Origin of the sequence: Hymenobacter montanus (genome assembly GCF_014699115.1) — a bacterium.
Classification (GTDB): Bacteria; Bacteroidota; Bacteroidia; order Cytophagales; family Hymenobacteraceae; genus Hymenobacter; species Hymenobacter montanus.
Map to the genome: position 1 here is coordinate 134,502 of NZ_JACXAD010000004.1, position 15,641 is coordinate 150,142.

A 15,641-nucleotide genomic window follows, 5' to 3' on the forward strand; every position below is an offset into this window, starting at 1 on the left:
ATCTGTACTGCCTCTCTTCTGCCATTCATGCTGTCTACACTATCTTCTTTTCGATTTATTAGCTGTCGATTAGGGCTGGCCTTGGCCCTGGGTCTGGCTGCTGCCAGGCCGGCAATCGGCCAAGTGCCTGGTTCCGAAAATCACTGCCTAATGCAGCCCCTTGAGCCTGCGAGCCGGGCCCAGCAGTCGGCCTTGGTAGTTGAGGCCCAGGTATTCGATGCGCAGGGGTTTTGGGATGCGAGTCACCGTCGGCTGTTTACCCGGCACCGGCTGCGGGTGTTTGCACTCCTGAAGGGTCAGGTTGCCGATACCACGGGCCTCGTCCTCATTACGGAGGGGGGACGGGTGGGGCTCGACCAACAAATTCTCACCAATACCCTGCGGCTGGTGCCTGGGCAGCAGGGTGTTTTCTTCCTGACCCCCGCGCCGTGGCGCGACCTGCCGACTACCCCCGGCCGCGCCTGGACGCCTTTCGGCAGTGAGCAAGGCTTCATTCAATATAACCTCGCCGAGCGGACGGCCTCCGAGCCCTTCCGCCGCTACCCGGCCCTCGATGCGGCTTTTTACGCGGAGATAAGCCAGTTTACCGGCCAGTCGCGCCAAGTGCTTCAAGCCAATCCGGCCCTGGGGCCCGTTTCGGGTACGGCCCACCGGGGCACCCTGGCTCCCCTTATCTCCGGCTTCACGCCGCAAACCCTGCCGTCCGGAGCCGGGGCCGTGCTCACTATCAATGGTAGCGGCTTCGGCAACAGCCGGGGCAGTGGGTCGGTGGAATTTCGTAATGCTGACGACGGCGGGGCGACTCGCGTACAAGTCCGCAATGCCGACTACCTCAGCTGGACCGATACCCAGATTCAGGTGCGGGTGCCATCGGCTGCCAGTGGGGGCCTGCCCGTGAGTGGCGGCCACCCGGCGGGCTCAGGCCCCGTGCGCGTCACCACCAGCGACCAGCAAACTGCTGAAACGGCGGACCGGGTTACGATTATTTATGCCCTCACCAACGTAGAAAACACCGATGGCACCCTCGTGCAGCGGCCTAACCATATAGCCCAGAATAGCTCCGGGGGCATTACCTTCCTCTTCGGACCTAATCTGGCCGCCAATGCCGCGGCTGCGGCCTCGTGGCGGCGGGCGCTGAATACGTGGCGCTGCCAGACCGGCATGAACTGGGAAGTAGGCCCCCCCGCCACCACCAATGCCATTGGCGATGACGGCCGGAACGTGGTGGCCTTCGATGCCGGGCCGGAGTTGCCCGCCCGGGTTCTCGGCCGCACCACCAGCTACTACCGCGGCTGCTACGACGCCGACAACCAAGTCGTGTTCTGGGTGAATGAAATAGACATGCAGTTCGACGACAACACCCTGTTTCAGTTTGGGCCCGCGCCAGCGGTTGGGGCACTCAATCAGACTGATTTTGAAACCGTAGCGGTGCATGAGCTGGGCCATGCCCAACAGCTCAACCATCTCATCTTGCCCGGGGCGGTGATGCACTATGCTATTGCGCGCGGACAAAACACCCGGGCGCTCAACCCCGCCAGCGACGTGGTGGGTGGGCGCCAGGTACTGCGGGTGCGCAGCTTTAAAAACCTGGGGTGTGGTAAACCAGCGTTGCTGCCAGCTCCACTCACCAGCTTTAACGCGCAGTTTGCGGCTGGGGTGGGAGTTACGCTGACCTGGGCCACGCGCGATGAGTGCTTGCTGAGCGGCTTCGTGGTGGAGCGTAGTGCGGGGGCCGACACCACGGCCTGGGTACAGCTCGGCACCATTACCCCCCTGCCGGCTACGGGGCAATACCAGTTTTTAGATGCCAGCAACCCCGAGGGACTGCTTTATTACCGCCTGCGGCTGATTCGGCCTGATGGCTCACGCGATGCTGTGGCCCCCATCGTATTAACAACTGAAGGCGGGACTGCCGCTTTCATTTTTCCCAACCCGGTATCCGGCAACCAACTGCTGCTCCAGTATCCGGCGGGGGTAGAAAGCACCCTCGTGTTTCGTTTTTATGACGTGCTGGGGCGGCAGATCCGAACTACTCGAGCCAGTGCGGTGGCGGGCCTGAACGTATTCCGGCTGGATGTGGCAGGGCTGGCGCCGGGCCTCTACGTGCTACGCTGGCAAGATGCCCAAGGTGGTACTGGGAGCCGCAAGTTTGTCCGGCAATAACGACCGCTAGCAAATAATCAAGAATACCAATCAGCCTCTCCACCGACTAATGCCCTTAGGAGCATCCTAACCGTGTTGTTGGCCAAGGGCCGTCGCGGCGGCTATTTCCGGTGCCACCGGATAGCTGGCTAACCGGGCTTCGTCGAGGTTGCCGTTAAACCATTCATCCTCAATCGATGCGCCCAGCTTTTTGTAGAAGGCAATGGCGGGCTCGTTCCAGTTCAATACCTGCCATTTCAGGCGCACGGCTCCGGTGGCCCGGGCTTCGGCTACCACCGCATCAAACAGCCGCTGGCCGAGGCCGCTGCGTCGGGCCGACTCCGTTACCACCAGATCTTCCAGGTACAGCATCCGGCCTTTCCAGGTGGAATAAGCGGTGTAGAACAAGGCCAGACCGATGATTTCGGCCGCGCTGTTTTCCAGCACGAAAAAGCTGAAAATAGGCGCGGGCCCAAACCCGTCGCGTCGCATGGCGGCAAGCGTATTCGTTACCGCTTCCGGCGCCCGTTCGTAGGCGGCCAGCTCTTGAATAAGGGCCAGTACCCGCGGCAGATCGGCTTCCACGCCGCGGCGCAAATTATAGTTGGCAGTCGTCGAAGTACCGGGCACGATTAGGAGTGAAAAGGGTGGTAATCAGTAACAAAAAATGAGCAATGAAAGAGTCCTGTCGGCGCCCTGTTCATTGCTCATTGATATAATTGCCAGCGGCCTATTACATCTGCTGCTGCATCTTTTTGATGTCTTCGGTAGCATTCACCGAGTTCAATTCGCGAAACTGCTCGGGCTGCTTGGCACCCTTAGTGGTGTCGGGAGCGGCGGGCAAGGGAGGCAGCGCGGAGGTAGGAATGTCGTCGTCGCCTTCCGTGGCGGATGGGCCGCACGAGGGCAGCGTGAGCGACAGCAAAGCAGCGGCCAGCAGGCCAGGAAGAAGCGTTTTTTTCATGAGTGGGGAAACAATTGCGGGCGCAAGTTACGCACGGAGTGCGGCTTGCAAGGCGAAGAATAGCGACTCTTCCTACGGCAATATTTCAGCAACTGTTGACCACTGGGCCCGCTGCCGACCCCCGCACCTCATTCTACCACCAAAAACCACGGTACGCCCAGGCGCCCGGGCAACAGCATAATAGTGATGGCCTGCCCCTCTTGGGTTTGCCGGTAGAAGTCGTGGCTTACCCTTACGTCTTCGGCTGAGGTCACTGGTCCCCAAGGGCTTACTTTGAGGTAGTAGGTCCTGTTGTTGTTTCTGCCGCTTGTGTAGTGCTTGCCTAGCACCTTGGTTCTGAACGTAGCACCCTCAGCCGTGTCGTATACTACATTAATGGTGGATGTAGCTCCATAACCATACAGCAGTGCCAGTAACGCAATGGTAAGCGCAACGCTGACCCGTGAACACGCCCGAAACAAGAACTGCCGGCTGCCAATGGCCAGGGCTAGCGCGGCCCCCGTCGCAGCCGTACCTACCAGTGGCCACATGGGCGCATAGCTCGGCAATTGGTAATCAAATAGGGCCCGTATCAGCAATCCTAGGCATGGTATTAAGGTAGCTATCAAAAGCGATGGATAGCCGCTATTGCTCTTTTGGTCGATGCGCAGCGTGTGTGGGAATCGCCACAGGGCTATCGTAGCTAGTATTGGCACCAGCAAGCATGCTCCAATAACCCACTCGTAAGGAGGAAGATAAAAAATGGCCCAAGCGCCGGCTACGCCGCCGGCAATGTTGAGGATAAGCGCCGTAGTTTTGGCTTGCGTCAGGGCTTTAGCTCGCTCCTCGGGGGTGCGGCCAAGGTTGTGATCTTCCAAAATGAACGCAATGGCCCGGTCGGTATCCACTTGGTCGAGGTCAGGGTACTGTGCGGCGAGCCATTGCTGAAGCTCACGGTAGCGCTCGGTGGTGTTGCCGATTTTCAGGGTGGGCAGAGAAGGGCCTTTGGGAAAAACGTGGGTGTAGTAAGCGCTAATTCGGTAGCCGGCTATTTCCTGTAAGAGCAGGGTTTTGATTTTGAATGCGCCTATCTGGGTTATCTCTCTAGCATTGAGAATGATGAGGCCCTTAACCGTTTCAATCAAACCATAGATGAAGAAAACAGCGAGGCCCACACCCAGGACGCCAAAGCCACTACTCACCACTAGCGATGGGTTCTTGACCTGCATCAGTAAGAAGGGCATCACCAGAGATAGTAGCGTTAGCGGTGGTATCAGCACGTATATGAGGATGCGTGCGATTTTAGCGGTGCGGTACTCTTGTGCGTCGGTGCCCTGTCTGGGAAGCATGCGGGTAGCGTCGAAGATGTGAAAATGTAAAGACGGGATGTGGCGGAAAAAGGTTTAAGGTCCACCCGGCCGGAGCCCCGCCAAGTGCTACTATCTTTGTCCATGACCAGCCAATTAGCCGGTTTTTTGCGTGGTTTCTCTTTCCGTCGTCGTCATCACTTTCAACGAGGCAGCTAACATTGCCCGCTGCCTCGAAGCGCTGGGCGATGTGGCCGATGATGTCGTCGTCGTCGACTCTTTCTCGACCGACAACACGGTGGCAATCTGCGAGCAGCACGGGGCTCGGGTGATCCAGCATGCGTTTGCTGGCTACGTGGAGCAGAAAAACTACGCCACGGCCCAAGCTCGATTCGACCACGTGCTTCAGCTCGACGCCGACGAAGTGCTAACCAACGAGCTCCGTGAGTCCATTCGCACCGCGAAACACGATTGGCGGCACGCGGCGTACTCCCTGGCCCGCCTCACCAACTACTGCGGCCACTGGGTGCGCCACGGCGGCTGGTACCCCGACCGCAAGCTGCGCCTCTACGACCGCCGCCTCGGCCGCTGGACGGGCCTGCTCCTGCACGAGCGCTACGAAGTCGATGAAGGCCAGACCACCGGCCACCTCGCTGGCGATGCCCTGCATTATTCGTACACCTCCATCGCGCAACACGTCAGTCAGCTCAACAAATTCACCAGCATCACGGCCCAGGAGCTGGCTTTGCGTGGTAAAACCAACGTCGGCTTGTTTCATCTGCTGCTGAAGCCCCTCTGGAAGTTTGTGCATGGCTACGTGTTCCGGCTGGGCTTGCTCGATGGCTTTGCCGGCCTGTGCATCGCCAGCATTTCGGCCTGGGGCGTGTTCCTGAAATTTGCCAAGCTGAAAACCCGGACCGAACGCGCAGAGGCATGAGCCCTACTTTTCTCATTTCCCGGACCGATGCCATTGGCGATGTGGTGCTGACTTTACCAGTGGCGGGCCAGCTCAAGCAGCGGTTCCCGGCCTGTCGGGTGGTGCTGATTGGCCGCACCTACACCGCACCCGTCGCTGCTGCCTGCCCCTGGGTCGATGACTTTCTCAACCTGGATGAGTTGCTGCAACTGCGTCCTTCCGCGCAGGTAGCAGCCCTGCGCGGGTACCAGGCCGCCGCCATTATCCATGTTTTCCCCAACAAGAACCTGGCTCGTCTGGCCCGGCTGGCCAGAATTCCCGTTCGCATTGGCACCCGCAACCGTTGGTGGCACTGGTTTACCTGCAACCGCCTCGTGGCCCTGAGCCGGCGCCATTCCTCCCTGCACGAGGCCCAGCTGAACCTGCAGCTCCTCCAGCCGCTGGGCTTCATCCACCCTTCCAGCTTGCCGGAGGTAGCCGAATTGGTCCGTCTGCGCTCACCCGAGGTGTTGCCGCCGCACGTGCAGCAATTATTGCAGGCGCGGCAGCCTGGCCAGCTCAACGTTATCCTGCACCCTCGCAGCCGCGGCAGCGCCCGCGAGTGGGGGCTTGCTAATTATGGCCAGCTTGCCAGCCAGCTACACCAGGCCGGCCACCGCGTCTTCATCACCGGCACGGCGGCGGAAGGGGAGGAGCTGGGGCCTTGGCTGGCCCAGCACGCCGCCTTTCTCACAGCCGACCTCACCGGGCAGCTTGGCTTGCCTCAGTTTATGGCTTTCATCGCCGCTGCTGATGGGTTAGTGGCCGGCAGTACGGGGCCGTTGCATCTCGCCGCCGCATTGGGCCGTCACGCGCTGGGGCTTTACCCACCCATTCGGCCCATGCATCCCGGCCGTTGGGGGCCGTTGGGCGCATTCGCCGAGTTCCTAGTGTTTGATAAGCCTGGCTGCGAGGATTGCCGAACTCAGCCTGCCGCTTGTACTTGCATTCGTGCCATCGCAGCCTCGGCCGTAGCTGCCCGTGTGCAGCAGTGGGCCCCGTTACTTTTCGGAAGAGTAGAGCCATCGGGGCGGTAAACAATGGCGAATCCGCACCCTTAGAGCCGCGAGCCTTGGTCAGTAGCGCAACCTACTGAGCGCCGTAATCCGTACAGCGAGCAGTGCCTGACTGGCTAAGCGTAGCGGCAGGGGCAGTTTGCCGTTGAAAAAGGTAAGCTGGCCAGCCCGCGCACTAGTTGTTAGGTGCCAGTGGTCCTGACGGTCGAAGCGCTCGGTAGCCCACGCGGCCAACCAGTAGTTTTAGCTAAATTTGCACCATTTCGCCATTATATTCGTAGGTTTCGGCCTATAATTCATTCCCCCGCCCACTTGTATGAGCGATTCTCCCGAACGGGCTAAATTGAGCAAAGAGGAAAAAGACCGACGGTTCCAGGCTGAGCTGATGCCTGTGCTTGACCCGCTCTACAACTTTGCCTACCGGCTCACCCTCGATGAGGATGATGCCAATGACCTCGTGCAAGAAACTTACCTCAAGGCGTACCGCTTTTTCGAATATTTCGAGCCGGGCACTAACGCTAAGGCCTGGCTTTTTCGCATCCTGAAGAATTCGTTCATCAACGACTTCCGCAAGAAAAGCAAGCAGCCGGCCAAGGTCGACTACAGCGAGATTGAGGGCTACTACAACCCCGACGACGTCGAATCCGAAGGTGAGGTAGGCGCCTCCTCTTCCGACCTGCGCCAGCAGTCGGCCCGCGATTTAATTGGCGACGAAGTAGCCAGCGCCTTAAATTCTTTACCAGTGGATTTTCGCACCGTTATTATCCTGTGCGACCTGGAAGGATTTACCTACGAGGAGATGGCCAAAGTACTTGATATCCCGATAGGTACGGTTCGGTCGCGCCTGCACCGGGCCCGTAATTTTCTGAAGGATAAGCTGGAGAAATACGCTCAGTCAATGGGATATGGAAATGATGCAATGGATGACGAAACGGAACTAACCGCGCTCGATAAGAATTAACCAACCCAAGAAGAGCATGGCTCTGCTGGTCCGTTCGTCATTGTTGTCTTTCACTTCTTTCCCGGTTTCTCAATTATGAATCTATCTGCTACTACACAAACCAATACGTCGGCCCCCGTTGTCACTACCCCTGACAATGGCCCCGACTGCGAACGCGTGAATACTGTATTAGACCAACTCATCGAAGGCCAGCCCGTGACGGCGGAAGAAGAGGACTATCTCTACGACCACGCCACCGATTGCTCTCCCTGCTTCGACGACATCCGGAAGCAGCGCATCTTCATTGACTTCCTGAATCAGCGCGTCTCCCGCCGGCCCATTCCGACCCACCTGCACGACGCCATCGTAGCCCGCGTAGCCGCCCAGGTAGCCTAATACCGAACACTACTGGTTAGCTTTGCGCGATGCAAGGCAAAATCATCGTGTTTTCAGCTCCGTCTGGCGCGGGCAAAACCACCATTGTGCATCGGCTCATGGAGCGCGTGCCGGAACTGAGCTTTTCTATTTCGGCCTGCACCCGCGACCGCCGCGGCCGGGCCGAGGAGAACGGCAAAGACTACTATTTTATTTCGGTACAAGAGTTCCAGGACAAGATTCGTCACGACGAGTTTGTGGAGTGGGAAGAAGTGTACGAGGGGGCCTTTTACGGCACGCTGAAATCAGAGATTGAGCGCATCTGGGACAGCGGCAAGCATGCTATCCTCGACGTCGACGTGAAGGGTGGGCTCAGCATCAAGGAGTTTTACAAGGACCGGGCGCTAGCAATTTTTGTTCGCCCGCCTTCTATTGCCGTTCTCGAGCAGCGCCTGCAAGCCCGTGCTACCGACTCGCAATCCAGCATCTCTTCGCGGATATACAAAGCAAACTTCGAGCTGGCTTTCGAAGACCGGTTCGACGTGACCGTTGTCAACGATGACCTCGACGAGGCCACGGCCCAGGCCGAGAAGCTGGTGCGCCAATTCATCAGTGCTGGGTCGCCCATCGTATGAGTGCCGCTCGGGTAGGGCTGCTGTTCGGCTCTTTCAACCCTATTCATACCGGCCACCTCATCCTGGCCGAGCACTTTGCTACGCGAACCGATCTAACTGAAGTCTGGCTGGTGGTTTCGCCCCATAGCCCGTTCAAAGCTGCGGCCGACTTACTGCCCGAGGCGGAACGTCTGCGCCTGGTTGAGCTAGCCCTGGCCGGCAACCCCCGCCTCCGGGCCGAACCCATCGAGTTCAATCTGCCACGGCCCAGCTACACCATTGCCACGCTCGAGGCCCTGCGCCGGCGCCACCCCGCTCACGACTTCGTGTTGCTGATGGGTGCCGACAATCTCCCTGGCCTTCCCCGCTGGCAGGAAGCAGCGCGCCTGTTATCCGAGGTTGATATCTATGTGTATCCGCGCCCCGGTACCACCTTGCCGGACTTAACTCAGTTCCCCCGGGCCCAGGTTATGAATGCGCCCCTGCTGGACATCTCCGCCACCTACATCCGCGAAAGCCTGCGGACTGGCCGGAGCATCCGCTACCTCGTGCCCGCTGCTGTCGAAGAAGTGCTCCTGGACCCGCGGACTCCTACCTGGCCCGCGGCGGACTAGCGCGAGAAGCCAGGCTGCTAATGCAAAAGCCCCGCTGCCTAAGGCAGTCGGGGCTCTGGGGTGGGGGACCAGCCGAATCAGATGGTCATAATCTCTGATTCTTTCTTGTTGAAGGCCTTTTCCACTTCGGCAATGTAGCTATCGGTGGTCTTCTGCACTTTTTCCTCGGCACTCTTAATCGCATCTTCCGAAGCTCCTTCTTTCAGCAGCTTCCGTAGCGACTCGTTCACTTCTTTGCGGATACCCCGCACCCGTACCTTACCGGCTTCCGACTCGTTCTTAGCCTGCTTCACCAGTTCCCGCCGCCGCTCTTCGGTCATGGCCGGAATGTTGAGGCGCACCCCGTCGGCATCCGAAACCGGGTTCAGGCCCAGGTCGCTGTTCTTGATGGCTTTGGCGACTTCACCCACCATGTTCTTTTCCCAGGGCTTGATGAGCAGCGAGCGGGCATCCGGAGCAGTAATAGTCGCAATCTGGCTAATAGGCGTAGGAGAACCATAATAATCCACGCGCAGGCCGTCGAGCATCGCTGGCGAGGCTTTGCCAGCGCGGATGCGGCTCATTTCCACGCTCACGTGCGCTATCGCCTTGCTCATCGATTCAGCAAGCTCATCGAGGTAAAACTGAATTTCTTCGTCCATCTTCTTTAGGTTGGTCAGTTGTTTGGTTATCAGTTGTCAGGCCCGGGCATTCGTTTTGCGATGCAAACTAACAACCGACGGCCCGCCCCCGACAACTAAAAATTACGCTTGCTCCGGCTGATTACCCGCCAGCGGCTGCAGGGGAGTGAGAATAGGCGCCATAACCGGCTTCTTGGTGCTATGGGTTCCCGTATCGCCCATGCTAACGAGCGTGCCCAGGGACTCCCCATTCAGCAAACGCTCTAAGTTGCCGGGTGTGTTCATGTCGAACACGACAATGGGCAAATTATTCTCCTTGCAGAGCGTGAAGGCCGTCATGTCCATCACGTTCAGGTTCTTATTTAGCACCTCATCAAAAGTGATTGCGGTGTAGCGGGTGGCCGTGGGGTCCTTTTCCGGGTCAGCGGTGTAAATGCCATCCACTCGGGTGCCTTTCAACACTACGTCGGCCTCGATCTCAATAGCCCGCAACGACGCCGCCGAGTCGGTGGTGAAGTAAGGCGAGCCGATGCCCGCCCCAAAAATCACCACGCGTCCTTTTTCCAGGTGCCGCACGGCACGCCGCCGGATGTAGGGCTCGCACACCCGCTGAATGGTGAGGCCCGACAGCAGGCGGGTGCTTACCTCCAGCTTCTCCAGGGCGCTTTGCAGGGCCATGGAGTTAATTACCGTGGCCAGCATGCCCATGTAGTCGCCCTGGACCCGGTCGAGGCCGAACGCCTCGGCTTCGGCGCCCCGGTAGATGTTACCACCCCCAATCACGACGGCTACCTGCACACCACTGGCGGCGACCGATTTTATTTCCGAGGCGTACTGCATCAGCCGCTCGGGGTCGATGCCGTACTGCTGCTCGCCCATCAGCGCTTCGCCGCTGAGCTTAAGAAGAATGCGGTTGTATTTCAAGTCAGAATAGTTGAGTAGTTCGGTATTTCGATAAAGGTGAGCTATGAAAACTGCACCAGTACCTGGCCTTTTTGCACGTTGTCGCGCAGGGCTACTTTGAGGCTGCCCACGGTGCCATCGGCCGGAGCTTTCAAAATATTCTCCATTTTCATGGCTTCCAGCACCAGCAGCGGGTCGCCCTTCTGCACGGCTTGGCCCGGCGTTACCCGAATGTCGACGATGAGGCCCGGCATCGGGGCTTTGAGCTCGTTTACTTTCGCGCTGACGGCATTGCTCATGCCTAAGCGCTCAAGCAGCAAGTCGAAACGGTCTTTGGCATTCAACTCCACCCGTAGCCCGTTTACCTTGAGCACAATATTTTTTGTGGCGTAATCGACCGACACGACCTCGGCAGTAAAGGAGCGACCCTCGTGTAGCACATGGTATTGACCGCTTCCTAAATCCGCGATATCCCAGGTAAAAGGCTGACCATTAAGCGAGACGTCATTGGCGTTGCGGTAGTCAACTTCCCAGAGCTGGGCCGGGCCGGTGCTGATTTGAAACATCTTAAGCGAGTAGGTTGCGAGGGAAGTGGAGGTTAAAGGTAGCCCAAATCTCAAATTAATTCGGAAATTGAAGCGTTTTTCGTCCGTTATTGTCGGCATGAAGTATCTGGTTTCGGGCCTTACCAGCCTGTTGTTATTTGTACACTTGCTGGCGACGGCCCAGTCGCCGTCGTCCACTACGGGCAAGCCCACTCCCAAGGCTCCCGCTCGTAAGAAAGCCGTTCCCGCGGCGGCCCCGGCGCCCGCGTCCGCGGGCCTGGTAGTGCCTTCCTGGCTGCCCGCCGACGCACCCTACCAACCCGCCGCGACCATCCTCACCGATGTGCTCGACACCAAGCTCGACGTGCGCTTCGACTACAAAAAGCAATACCTGTTGGGCACCGCCGTCCTCACGTTACGCTCTCATTTCTATCCGCAGTCGGAGTTAGTGCTCGATGCTAAGGGTTTCGACATCCAGAAAGTGGAGCTGCTGGGGGATAAGAAAAACAAGACCCTCAATTACAACTACAACCGGCGCAAGCTGGTCATCACCCTCGACCATGCGTACCCCCGAAGCACTTCCTATCAGGTGCGCATTGCCTACGTGGCCAAGCCGAATGAGCTGCCCCAGGGCGGCTCGGCGGCCATCCGGTCCGACAAGGGCTTGTACTTTATTAATCCGTTAGGACTCGAGAAAAATAAGCCGCGCCAAATCTGGACGCAGGGCGAAACGGAGTCCAGCTCCTGCTGGTTTCCCACGATCGATAAGCCCAATCAGCGCATGACCCAGGAAATCAGCATGACGGTGGAAAAGCAATTCAAGACGCTTTCCAACGGCCTGCTGGTTTCTTCGAAAGCCAATACCGATGGTACCCGCACCGATACCTGGAAGCTGAGCGAACCGCACGCGCCCTACCTCGCCGCGATGGTGGTGGGCGACTTTACGGTAATCAGTGAATCCTGGCACGGCAAGCCCGTTGAGTATTACGTCGAGCCGCAGTATACCGGTACCGTGCGAGCCGTATTCGGACACACGCCCGAAATGATGGAGTTCTTCTCTAAAAAACTGGGCGTGGAGTATCCCTGGGCGAAATACGCCCAGGTAGCCGTGCGCGACTACATAAGCGGCGCCATGGAAAACACCACGGCCACCATTCACGGGGCGACCATTCAGGCAACGCGCCGCGATTTGATCGATGCCAACTACCAGACGGCCGAATCGACCATTGCCCACGAGCTGTTCCACCAGTGGTTCGGCGACTATGTCACCACCGAGTCCTGGGCCAATCTGCCCCTGAATGAGTCTTTCGCGGATTATTCCGAGTACCTGTGGGCCGAGCACAAGTACGGAGCCGCCGAAGCCAGCCTCCTGCAGGAAACCAAAATCAATAATTATTTAGAAGAGGCGCAGTCCAAGCGCGAGCCGCTTATTCGCTACCGGTACACCAACCGCGAGGACATGTTCGACCGCCACTCCTACGACAAGGGCGGGCGGGTGCTGCACATGCTGCGCAAATACGTGGGCGACGATGCCTTCTTTGCTTCCCTGAACCGTTACCTCGTCGAGAACAAGCAAACGGCCGTCGAAGTCTCCAAGCTGCGCGTAGCCTTTGAAGAAACCACCGGCGAAGATTTGATGTGGTTTTTCAACCAGTGGTTCATGCAGCGTGGACATCCCGAGCTGCGCATCACGCACAGCTACACTGGCGGCCAGGTAGCGCTGCGCGTGCAACAGGTGCAGGATACGGTGTTCCAGCCCATCTTCCGTCTGCCCGTTACGGTAAGTGTGTGGGCCAACGGCGCCGCGCCTACCGACCACCGCATCAACGTTACCAAAGCTGACCAGACCTTTCTGCTGCCGGCCAGCCAGAAGCCCCTTTTGGTGAAGTTCGACAGCCAAAGCCAGCTTTTGGCGCAGTTCAACGAAGAGCGGAGCCAGGATGAGCTGATCTTCCAGTTCTACCACGCCCAATCGTACCAGCAGAAATCAGAAGCCCTGGAATTGCTTCAAAACAAAACCGCTGACTTAGGCGTGAGCAGCCTGATGCGCGCCGCGTTGAACGATAGGTTCTGGGCGGTACGCCGCGCCGCGCTCGACCACCTTCGCCATTACCGCGGCCCCGAACCCGAAGGAGTACGCAAAGACCTGCAGCGCGTGGCCACCACCGACCCCAACTCCCGCGTCCGGGCCCAGGCCCTTACTACAATGGCGACGCTCCCCGACGGCAAGTACAGCCCCCTGTACAGCAAGGCGGTGGCCGACAGTTCGGCTTTGGTAGCGGCCGCGGCGGTTGAGATTCTCTCTAAGCGGCCCGAAGCCAACTCCCGCCAGCAGATTGCGGCGATTGATAATACTGCCAGCGGCCCCCTGTTGCTGGCAATAGCAAGTTTCTATTCCCTCAACGGGGGCCTCGACCAGTACCCCTGGTTCCTGCGTCGCCTGCCCGACGTGCCCGAAGCCGACCTGTACGTGTTTTTCCAGTCCTTCGGCACGCTGATGACGCACATCCCTCCGGTGGAGCGGGATAAGGGGCTGAAGGTCCTGGAAGATTATGCCCGCAATGCTTCCCGGTACGAAGTTCGTTTAGGAGCCTACCGGGGCCTGGCCCTGCTTGCACCTACGAGCCCCCAGGTGAAAGCTCTGATGAAAAACATTCGGGAAAAGGAGACCGACGACCGGCTCAAGACTTTTTATAATCTGATGTAGGAGGGCTGGCGCGGACTTTTTTCAAAAAAGTCCAGGCTTTTTTTGCCTTAGCGCTTGCCCGGTGTTAGAAAAGCCTTAATTTTGCGACTCCTTACGAAACACTACTGCCCCGGCAGTGGTCGGAGCGAAGGGATTCTGCTTCTCGGCAATCGGCCAAAAAGCATCAAATTGGGGGTATCGCATAGCGGCAATTGCGGGTGACTGTAACTCACCTCCTTCGGGTTCATAGGTTCGAGTCCTGTTACCCCCACTCGGTGAGTAAGTGAAAAGGTGAGTTGGTGCACCCACCAGCTTGCCAATCCACCACCTCACTTTCTTGCGGGAGTAGCTCAGTTGGTAGAGCGGCAGCCTTCCAAGCTGCAGGTCGCGGGTTCGAACCTCGTCTCCCGCTCATTATGTTGGTTATCGGCCTTTAGCTATTCGCTATCGGGCGGAATATTTGAGAAGCTAACAGCAATTGGCTGTCAGCTTAAAAAGGTACCAGCCGTTTTAGCTCAGTGGTAGAGCACTTCCTTGGTAAGGAAGAGGTCATGGGTTCAAATCCCATAAATGGCTCAGATTACAATTACTACTCGGCCGCCTGAAGCTTCAGGCAGCCGGCGCGGTTCTCTCCGGTAAGCGACGCACAGTTTTCTATTACGTAGGGGCTGAGTCTCGCTTTCTTGTTGTAGGGCCCGATTTACCTTCAACTTCACTTCACCACCTCTTTTTTACTCTTTACAATGGCTAAAGAAAATTTCGACCGGTCCAAGCCGCACGTTAACATCGGCACCATCGGCCACGTTGACCACGGCAAAACGACCCTGACGGCTGCTATCACGATGGTATTGGCAAACCAGGGCCTGGCCGAAAAGCGTGACTTCTCTTCGATTGACAATGCCCCCGAAGAAAAAGAGCGTGGTATCACCATCAACACTGCTCACGTCGAGTACTCGACCAAAAACCGTCACTACGCCCACGTTGACTGCCCCGGCCACGCCGACTACGTAAAGAACATGGTTACCGGTGCGGCCCAGATGGACGGCGCTATCCTCGTGGTAGCCGCTACCGACGGCCCGATGCCCCAGACCCGTGAGCACATCCTGCTCGCTCGTCAGGTAGGGGTTCCTCAGCTGGTGGTGTTCATGAACAAGGTGGACATGGTGGATGACCCCGAGCTGCTCGAGCTGGTGGAAATGGAAATCCGTGAGCTCCTCTCGTTCTACGACTTCGACGGCGACAACATTCCGGTCATCCAGGGTTCGGCCCTCGGCGGCCTGAACGGCGATGCCAACTGGGTTCCCAAAATCAACGAGCTGATGGACGCAGTTGACTCGTTCATTCCAATTCCCGCTCGTCTGACCGACCTGCCCTTCCTGATGCCGGTTGAAGACGTGTTCTCGATCACGGGCCGTGGCACCGTAGCCACCGGTCGTATCGAGCGCGGCATCATCAACTCGGGCGAGCAAGTTGACATCCTTGGTATGGGTGCCGCCGCCGGCCTGAAGTCGACGGTAACGGGGGTGGAAATGTTCCGCAAAATCCTTGACCGTGGCGAAGCTGGTGACAACGTTGGTCTGCTCCTCCGTGGTATCGAAAAAGAAGCCATCCGTCGCGGTATGGTTATCTGCAAGCCCGGTTCGGTAACCCCCCACCAGAAGTTCAAGGCTGAGGTGTACGTGCTCTCGAAAGAGGAAGGTGGCCGTCACACCCCGTTCTTCAACAACTACCGCCCGCAGTTCTACCTGCGTACCACCGACGTTACCGGCATCATCTCCCTCCCCGAGGGTGTTGAAATGGTAATGCCCGGCGACAACATCACCATCACTGTTGAGCTCATCAACAAGGTGGCAATGGAGAAGGGCCTCCGCTTCGCTATCCGTGAGGGTGGCCGGACGGTAGGTGCTGGTCAGGTAACCGAAGTTCTCGACTAGTTCTAGCGTAATCGCTGAATGTAAAAACGCCCCCGAGCAATCGGGGG

General features: G+C 58.2%; 15 protein-coding genes and 3 tRNA genes. 12 read left to right on the forward strand and 6 right to left on the reverse strand.

Annotation, left to right across the window (positions count from 1 at the left end):
* Positions 1 to 150 precede the first annotated feature (150 nt).
* Positions 151 to 2,163 (forward strand): T9SS type A sorting domain-containing protein, encoded by a 2,013-nt coding sequence (locus tag IC235_RS04785; RefSeq protein WP_191004037.1) that lies wholly within the window; start codon positions 151 to 153, stop codon positions 2,161 to 2,163.
* Positions 2,164 to 2,229: 66 nt separating this feature from the next.
* Here IC235_RS04785 and IC235_RS04790 read toward each other — a convergent pair whose 3' ends face one another.
* The 3 genes from IC235_RS04790 to IC235_RS04800 all read right to left on the reverse strand — a co-directional run bounded on the left by IC235_RS04790 (position 2,230) and on the right by IC235_RS04800 (position 4,434).
* Positions 2,230 to 2,772 carry a GNAT family N-acetyltransferase gene (locus IC235_RS04790; protein WP_191004038.1) on the reverse strand — a complete coding sequence of 181 codons (543 nt, stop codon included), beginning with the start codon at positions 2,770 to 2,772 and terminating at the stop codon, positions 2,230 to 2,232.
* Between the two features lie 103 nt (positions 2,773 to 2,875).
* On the reverse strand, positions 2,876 to 3,106 hold the full coding sequence (locus tag IC235_RS04795; protein ID WP_191004039.1) for a hypothetical protein: 231 nt from the start codon (positions 3,104 to 3,106) through the stop codon (positions 2,876 to 2,878).
* Between the two features lie 128 nt (positions 3,107 to 3,234).
* Positions 3,235 to 4,434, reverse strand: a complete 1,200-nt coding sequence (locus IC235_RS04800; protein WP_191004040.1) for a hypothetical protein — start codon at positions 4,432 to 4,434, stop codon at positions 3,235 to 3,237.
* A gap of 130 nt (positions 4,435 to 4,564) precedes the next feature.
* Between IC235_RS04800 and IC235_RS04805 the strand changes: the two genes are divergently transcribed.
* The 6 genes from IC235_RS04805 (at position 4,565) to nadD (ending at position 8,906) form a co-directional block, all read left to right on the forward strand.
* A complete protein-coding gene (locus IC235_RS04805) occupies positions 4,565 to 5,329 on the forward strand; it encodes a glycosyltransferase family 2 protein (RefSeq protein WP_191004041.1) in 765 nt (254 codons plus the stop codon).
* Positions 5,326 to 6,384, forward strand: a complete 1,059-nt coding sequence (locus tag IC235_RS04810) for a glycosyltransferase family 9 protein (protein ID WP_191004042.1) — start codon at positions 5,326 to 5,328, stop codon at positions 6,382 to 6,384. Before IC235_RS04805 ends, IC235_RS04810 begins: the two co-directional genes overlap by 4 nt.
* Before the next feature lie 295 nt (positions 6,385 to 6,679).
* The gene (locus IC235_RS04815) at positions 6,680 to 7,324 is read left to right on the forward strand and encodes a sigma-70 family RNA polymerase sigma factor (RefSeq protein WP_191004043.1); all 645 of its coding nucleotides are present in this window, start codon (positions 6,680 to 6,682) and stop codon (positions 7,322 to 7,324) included.
* A 75-nt stretch (positions 7,325 to 7,399) separates the two neighbouring features.
* The gene (locus tag IC235_RS04820; protein WP_191004044.1) at positions 7,400 to 7,699 is read left to right on the forward strand and encodes a hypothetical protein; all 300 of its coding nucleotides are present in this window, start codon (positions 7,400 to 7,402) and stop codon (positions 7,697 to 7,699) included.
* Positions 7,700 to 7,728: 29 nt separating this feature from the next.
* Positions 7,729 to 8,313 carry a guanylate kinase gene (gene gmk / locus IC235_RS04825; protein ID WP_191004045.1) on the forward strand — a complete coding sequence of 195 codons (585 nt, stop codon included), beginning with the start codon at positions 7,729 to 7,731 and terminating at the stop codon, positions 8,311 to 8,313.
* Positions 8,310 to 8,906 (forward strand): nicotinate (nicotinamide) nucleotide adenylyltransferase, encoded by a 597-nt coding sequence (nadD, locus tag IC235_RS04830; RefSeq protein ID WP_191004046.1) that lies wholly within the window; start codon positions 8,310 to 8,312, stop codon positions 8,904 to 8,906. Before gmk ends, nadD begins: the two co-directional genes overlap by 4 nt.
* A gap of 77 nt (positions 8,907 to 8,983) precedes the next feature.
* On the opposite strand, the gene frr is transcribed toward nadD, so the two are convergent.
* The 3 genes from frr to IC235_RS04845 all read right to left on the reverse strand — a co-directional run bounded on the left by frr (position 8,984) and on the right by IC235_RS04845 (position 10,995).
* A complete protein-coding gene (frr, locus tag IC235_RS04835; protein WP_191004047.1) occupies positions 8,984 to 9,547 on the reverse strand; it encodes a ribosome recycling factor in 564 nt (187 codons plus the stop codon).
* Positions 9,548 to 9,649: 102 nt separating this feature from the next.
* Positions 9,650 to 10,450 (reverse strand): UMP kinase, encoded by an 801-nt coding sequence (gene pyrH, locus IC235_RS04840; protein WP_191004048.1) that lies wholly within the window; start codon positions 10,448 to 10,450, stop codon positions 9,650 to 9,652.
* A gap of 41 nt (positions 10,451 to 10,491) precedes the next feature.
* Entirely contained in the window at positions 10,492 to 10,995 is a 504-nt protein-coding gene (locus tag IC235_RS04845; protein ID WP_191004049.1) for a biotin/lipoyl-containing protein, read from the reverse strand.
* Positions 10,996 to 11,062: 67 nt separating this feature from the next.
* On the opposite strand from IC235_RS04845, the gene IC235_RS04850 reads away from it, so the two are divergent.
* The 5 genes from IC235_RS04850 (at position 11,063) to tuf (ending at position 15,594) form a co-directional block, all read left to right on the forward strand.
* Positions 11,063 to 13,681, forward strand: coding sequence for a M1 family metallopeptidase (locus IC235_RS04850; protein ID WP_223847086.1), 2,619 nt, complete (start codon positions 11,063 to 11,065; stop codon positions 13,679 to 13,681).
* Positions 13,682 to 13,851: 170 nt separating this feature from the next.
* Positions 13,852 to 13,931: transfer RNA gene (locus tag IC235_RS04855), tRNA-Tyr, on the forward strand.
* A 68-nt stretch (positions 13,932 to 13,999) separates the two neighbouring features.
* Positions 14,000 to 14,072: transfer RNA gene (locus IC235_RS04860), tRNA-Gly, on the forward strand.
* 92 nt (positions 14,073 to 14,164) lie between these two features.
* Positions 14,165 to 14,236 (forward strand) — tRNA-Thr (locus IC235_RS04865).
* A gap of 167 nt (positions 14,237 to 14,403) precedes the next feature.
* Complete coding sequence (gene tuf / locus IC235_RS04870; protein WP_046245268.1) at positions 14,404 to 15,594, forward strand: elongation factor Tu; 1,191 nt, start codon at positions 14,404 to 14,406, stop codon at positions 15,592 to 15,594.
* Positions 15,595 to 15,641: the final 47 nt, after the last annotated feature.

Coding starts and splice junctions, on each gene's coding strand:
- IC235_RS04785 (WP_191004037.1), top strand. CDS start 151: ATGCAGCCCCTTGAGCCTGCGAGCCGGGCCCAGCAGTCGGCCTTGGTA.
- IC235_RS04795 (WP_191004039.1), bottom strand. CDS start 3,106: ATGAAAAAAACGCTTCTTCCTGGCCTGCTGGCCGCTGCTTTGCTGTCG.
- IC235_RS04800 (WP_191004040.1), bottom strand. CDS start 4,434: ATGCTTCCCAGACAGGGCACCGACGCACAAGAGTACCGCACCGCTAAA.
- IC235_RS04810 (WP_191004042.1), top strand. CDS start 5,326: ATGAGCCCTACTTTTCTCATTTCCCGGACCGATGCCATTGGCGATGTG.
- IC235_RS04815 (WP_191004043.1), top strand. CDS start 6,680: ATGAGCGATTCTCCCGAACGGGCTAAATTGAGCAAAGAGGAAAAAGAC.
- IC235_RS04820 (WP_191004044.1), top strand. CDS start 7,400: ATGAATCTATCTGCTACTACACAAACCAATACGTCGGCCCCCGTTGTC.
- gmk (WP_191004045.1), top strand. CDS start 7,729: ATGCAAGGCAAAATCATCGTGTTTTCAGCTCCGTCTGGCGCGGGCAAA.
- nadD (WP_191004046.1), top strand. CDS start 8,310: ATGAGTGCCGCTCGGGTAGGGCTGCTGTTCGGCTCTTTCAACCCTATT.
- frr (WP_191004047.1), bottom strand. CDS start 9,547: ATGGACGAAGAAATTCAGTTTTACCTCGATGAGCTTGCTGAATCGATG.
- IC235_RS04845 (WP_191004049.1), bottom strand. CDS start 10,995: ATGTTTCAAATCAGCACCGGCCCGGCCCAGCTCTGGGAAGTTGACTAC.
- tuf (WP_046245268.1), top strand. CDS start 14,404: ATGGCTAAAGAAAATTTCGACCGGTCCAAGCCGCACGTTAACATCGGC.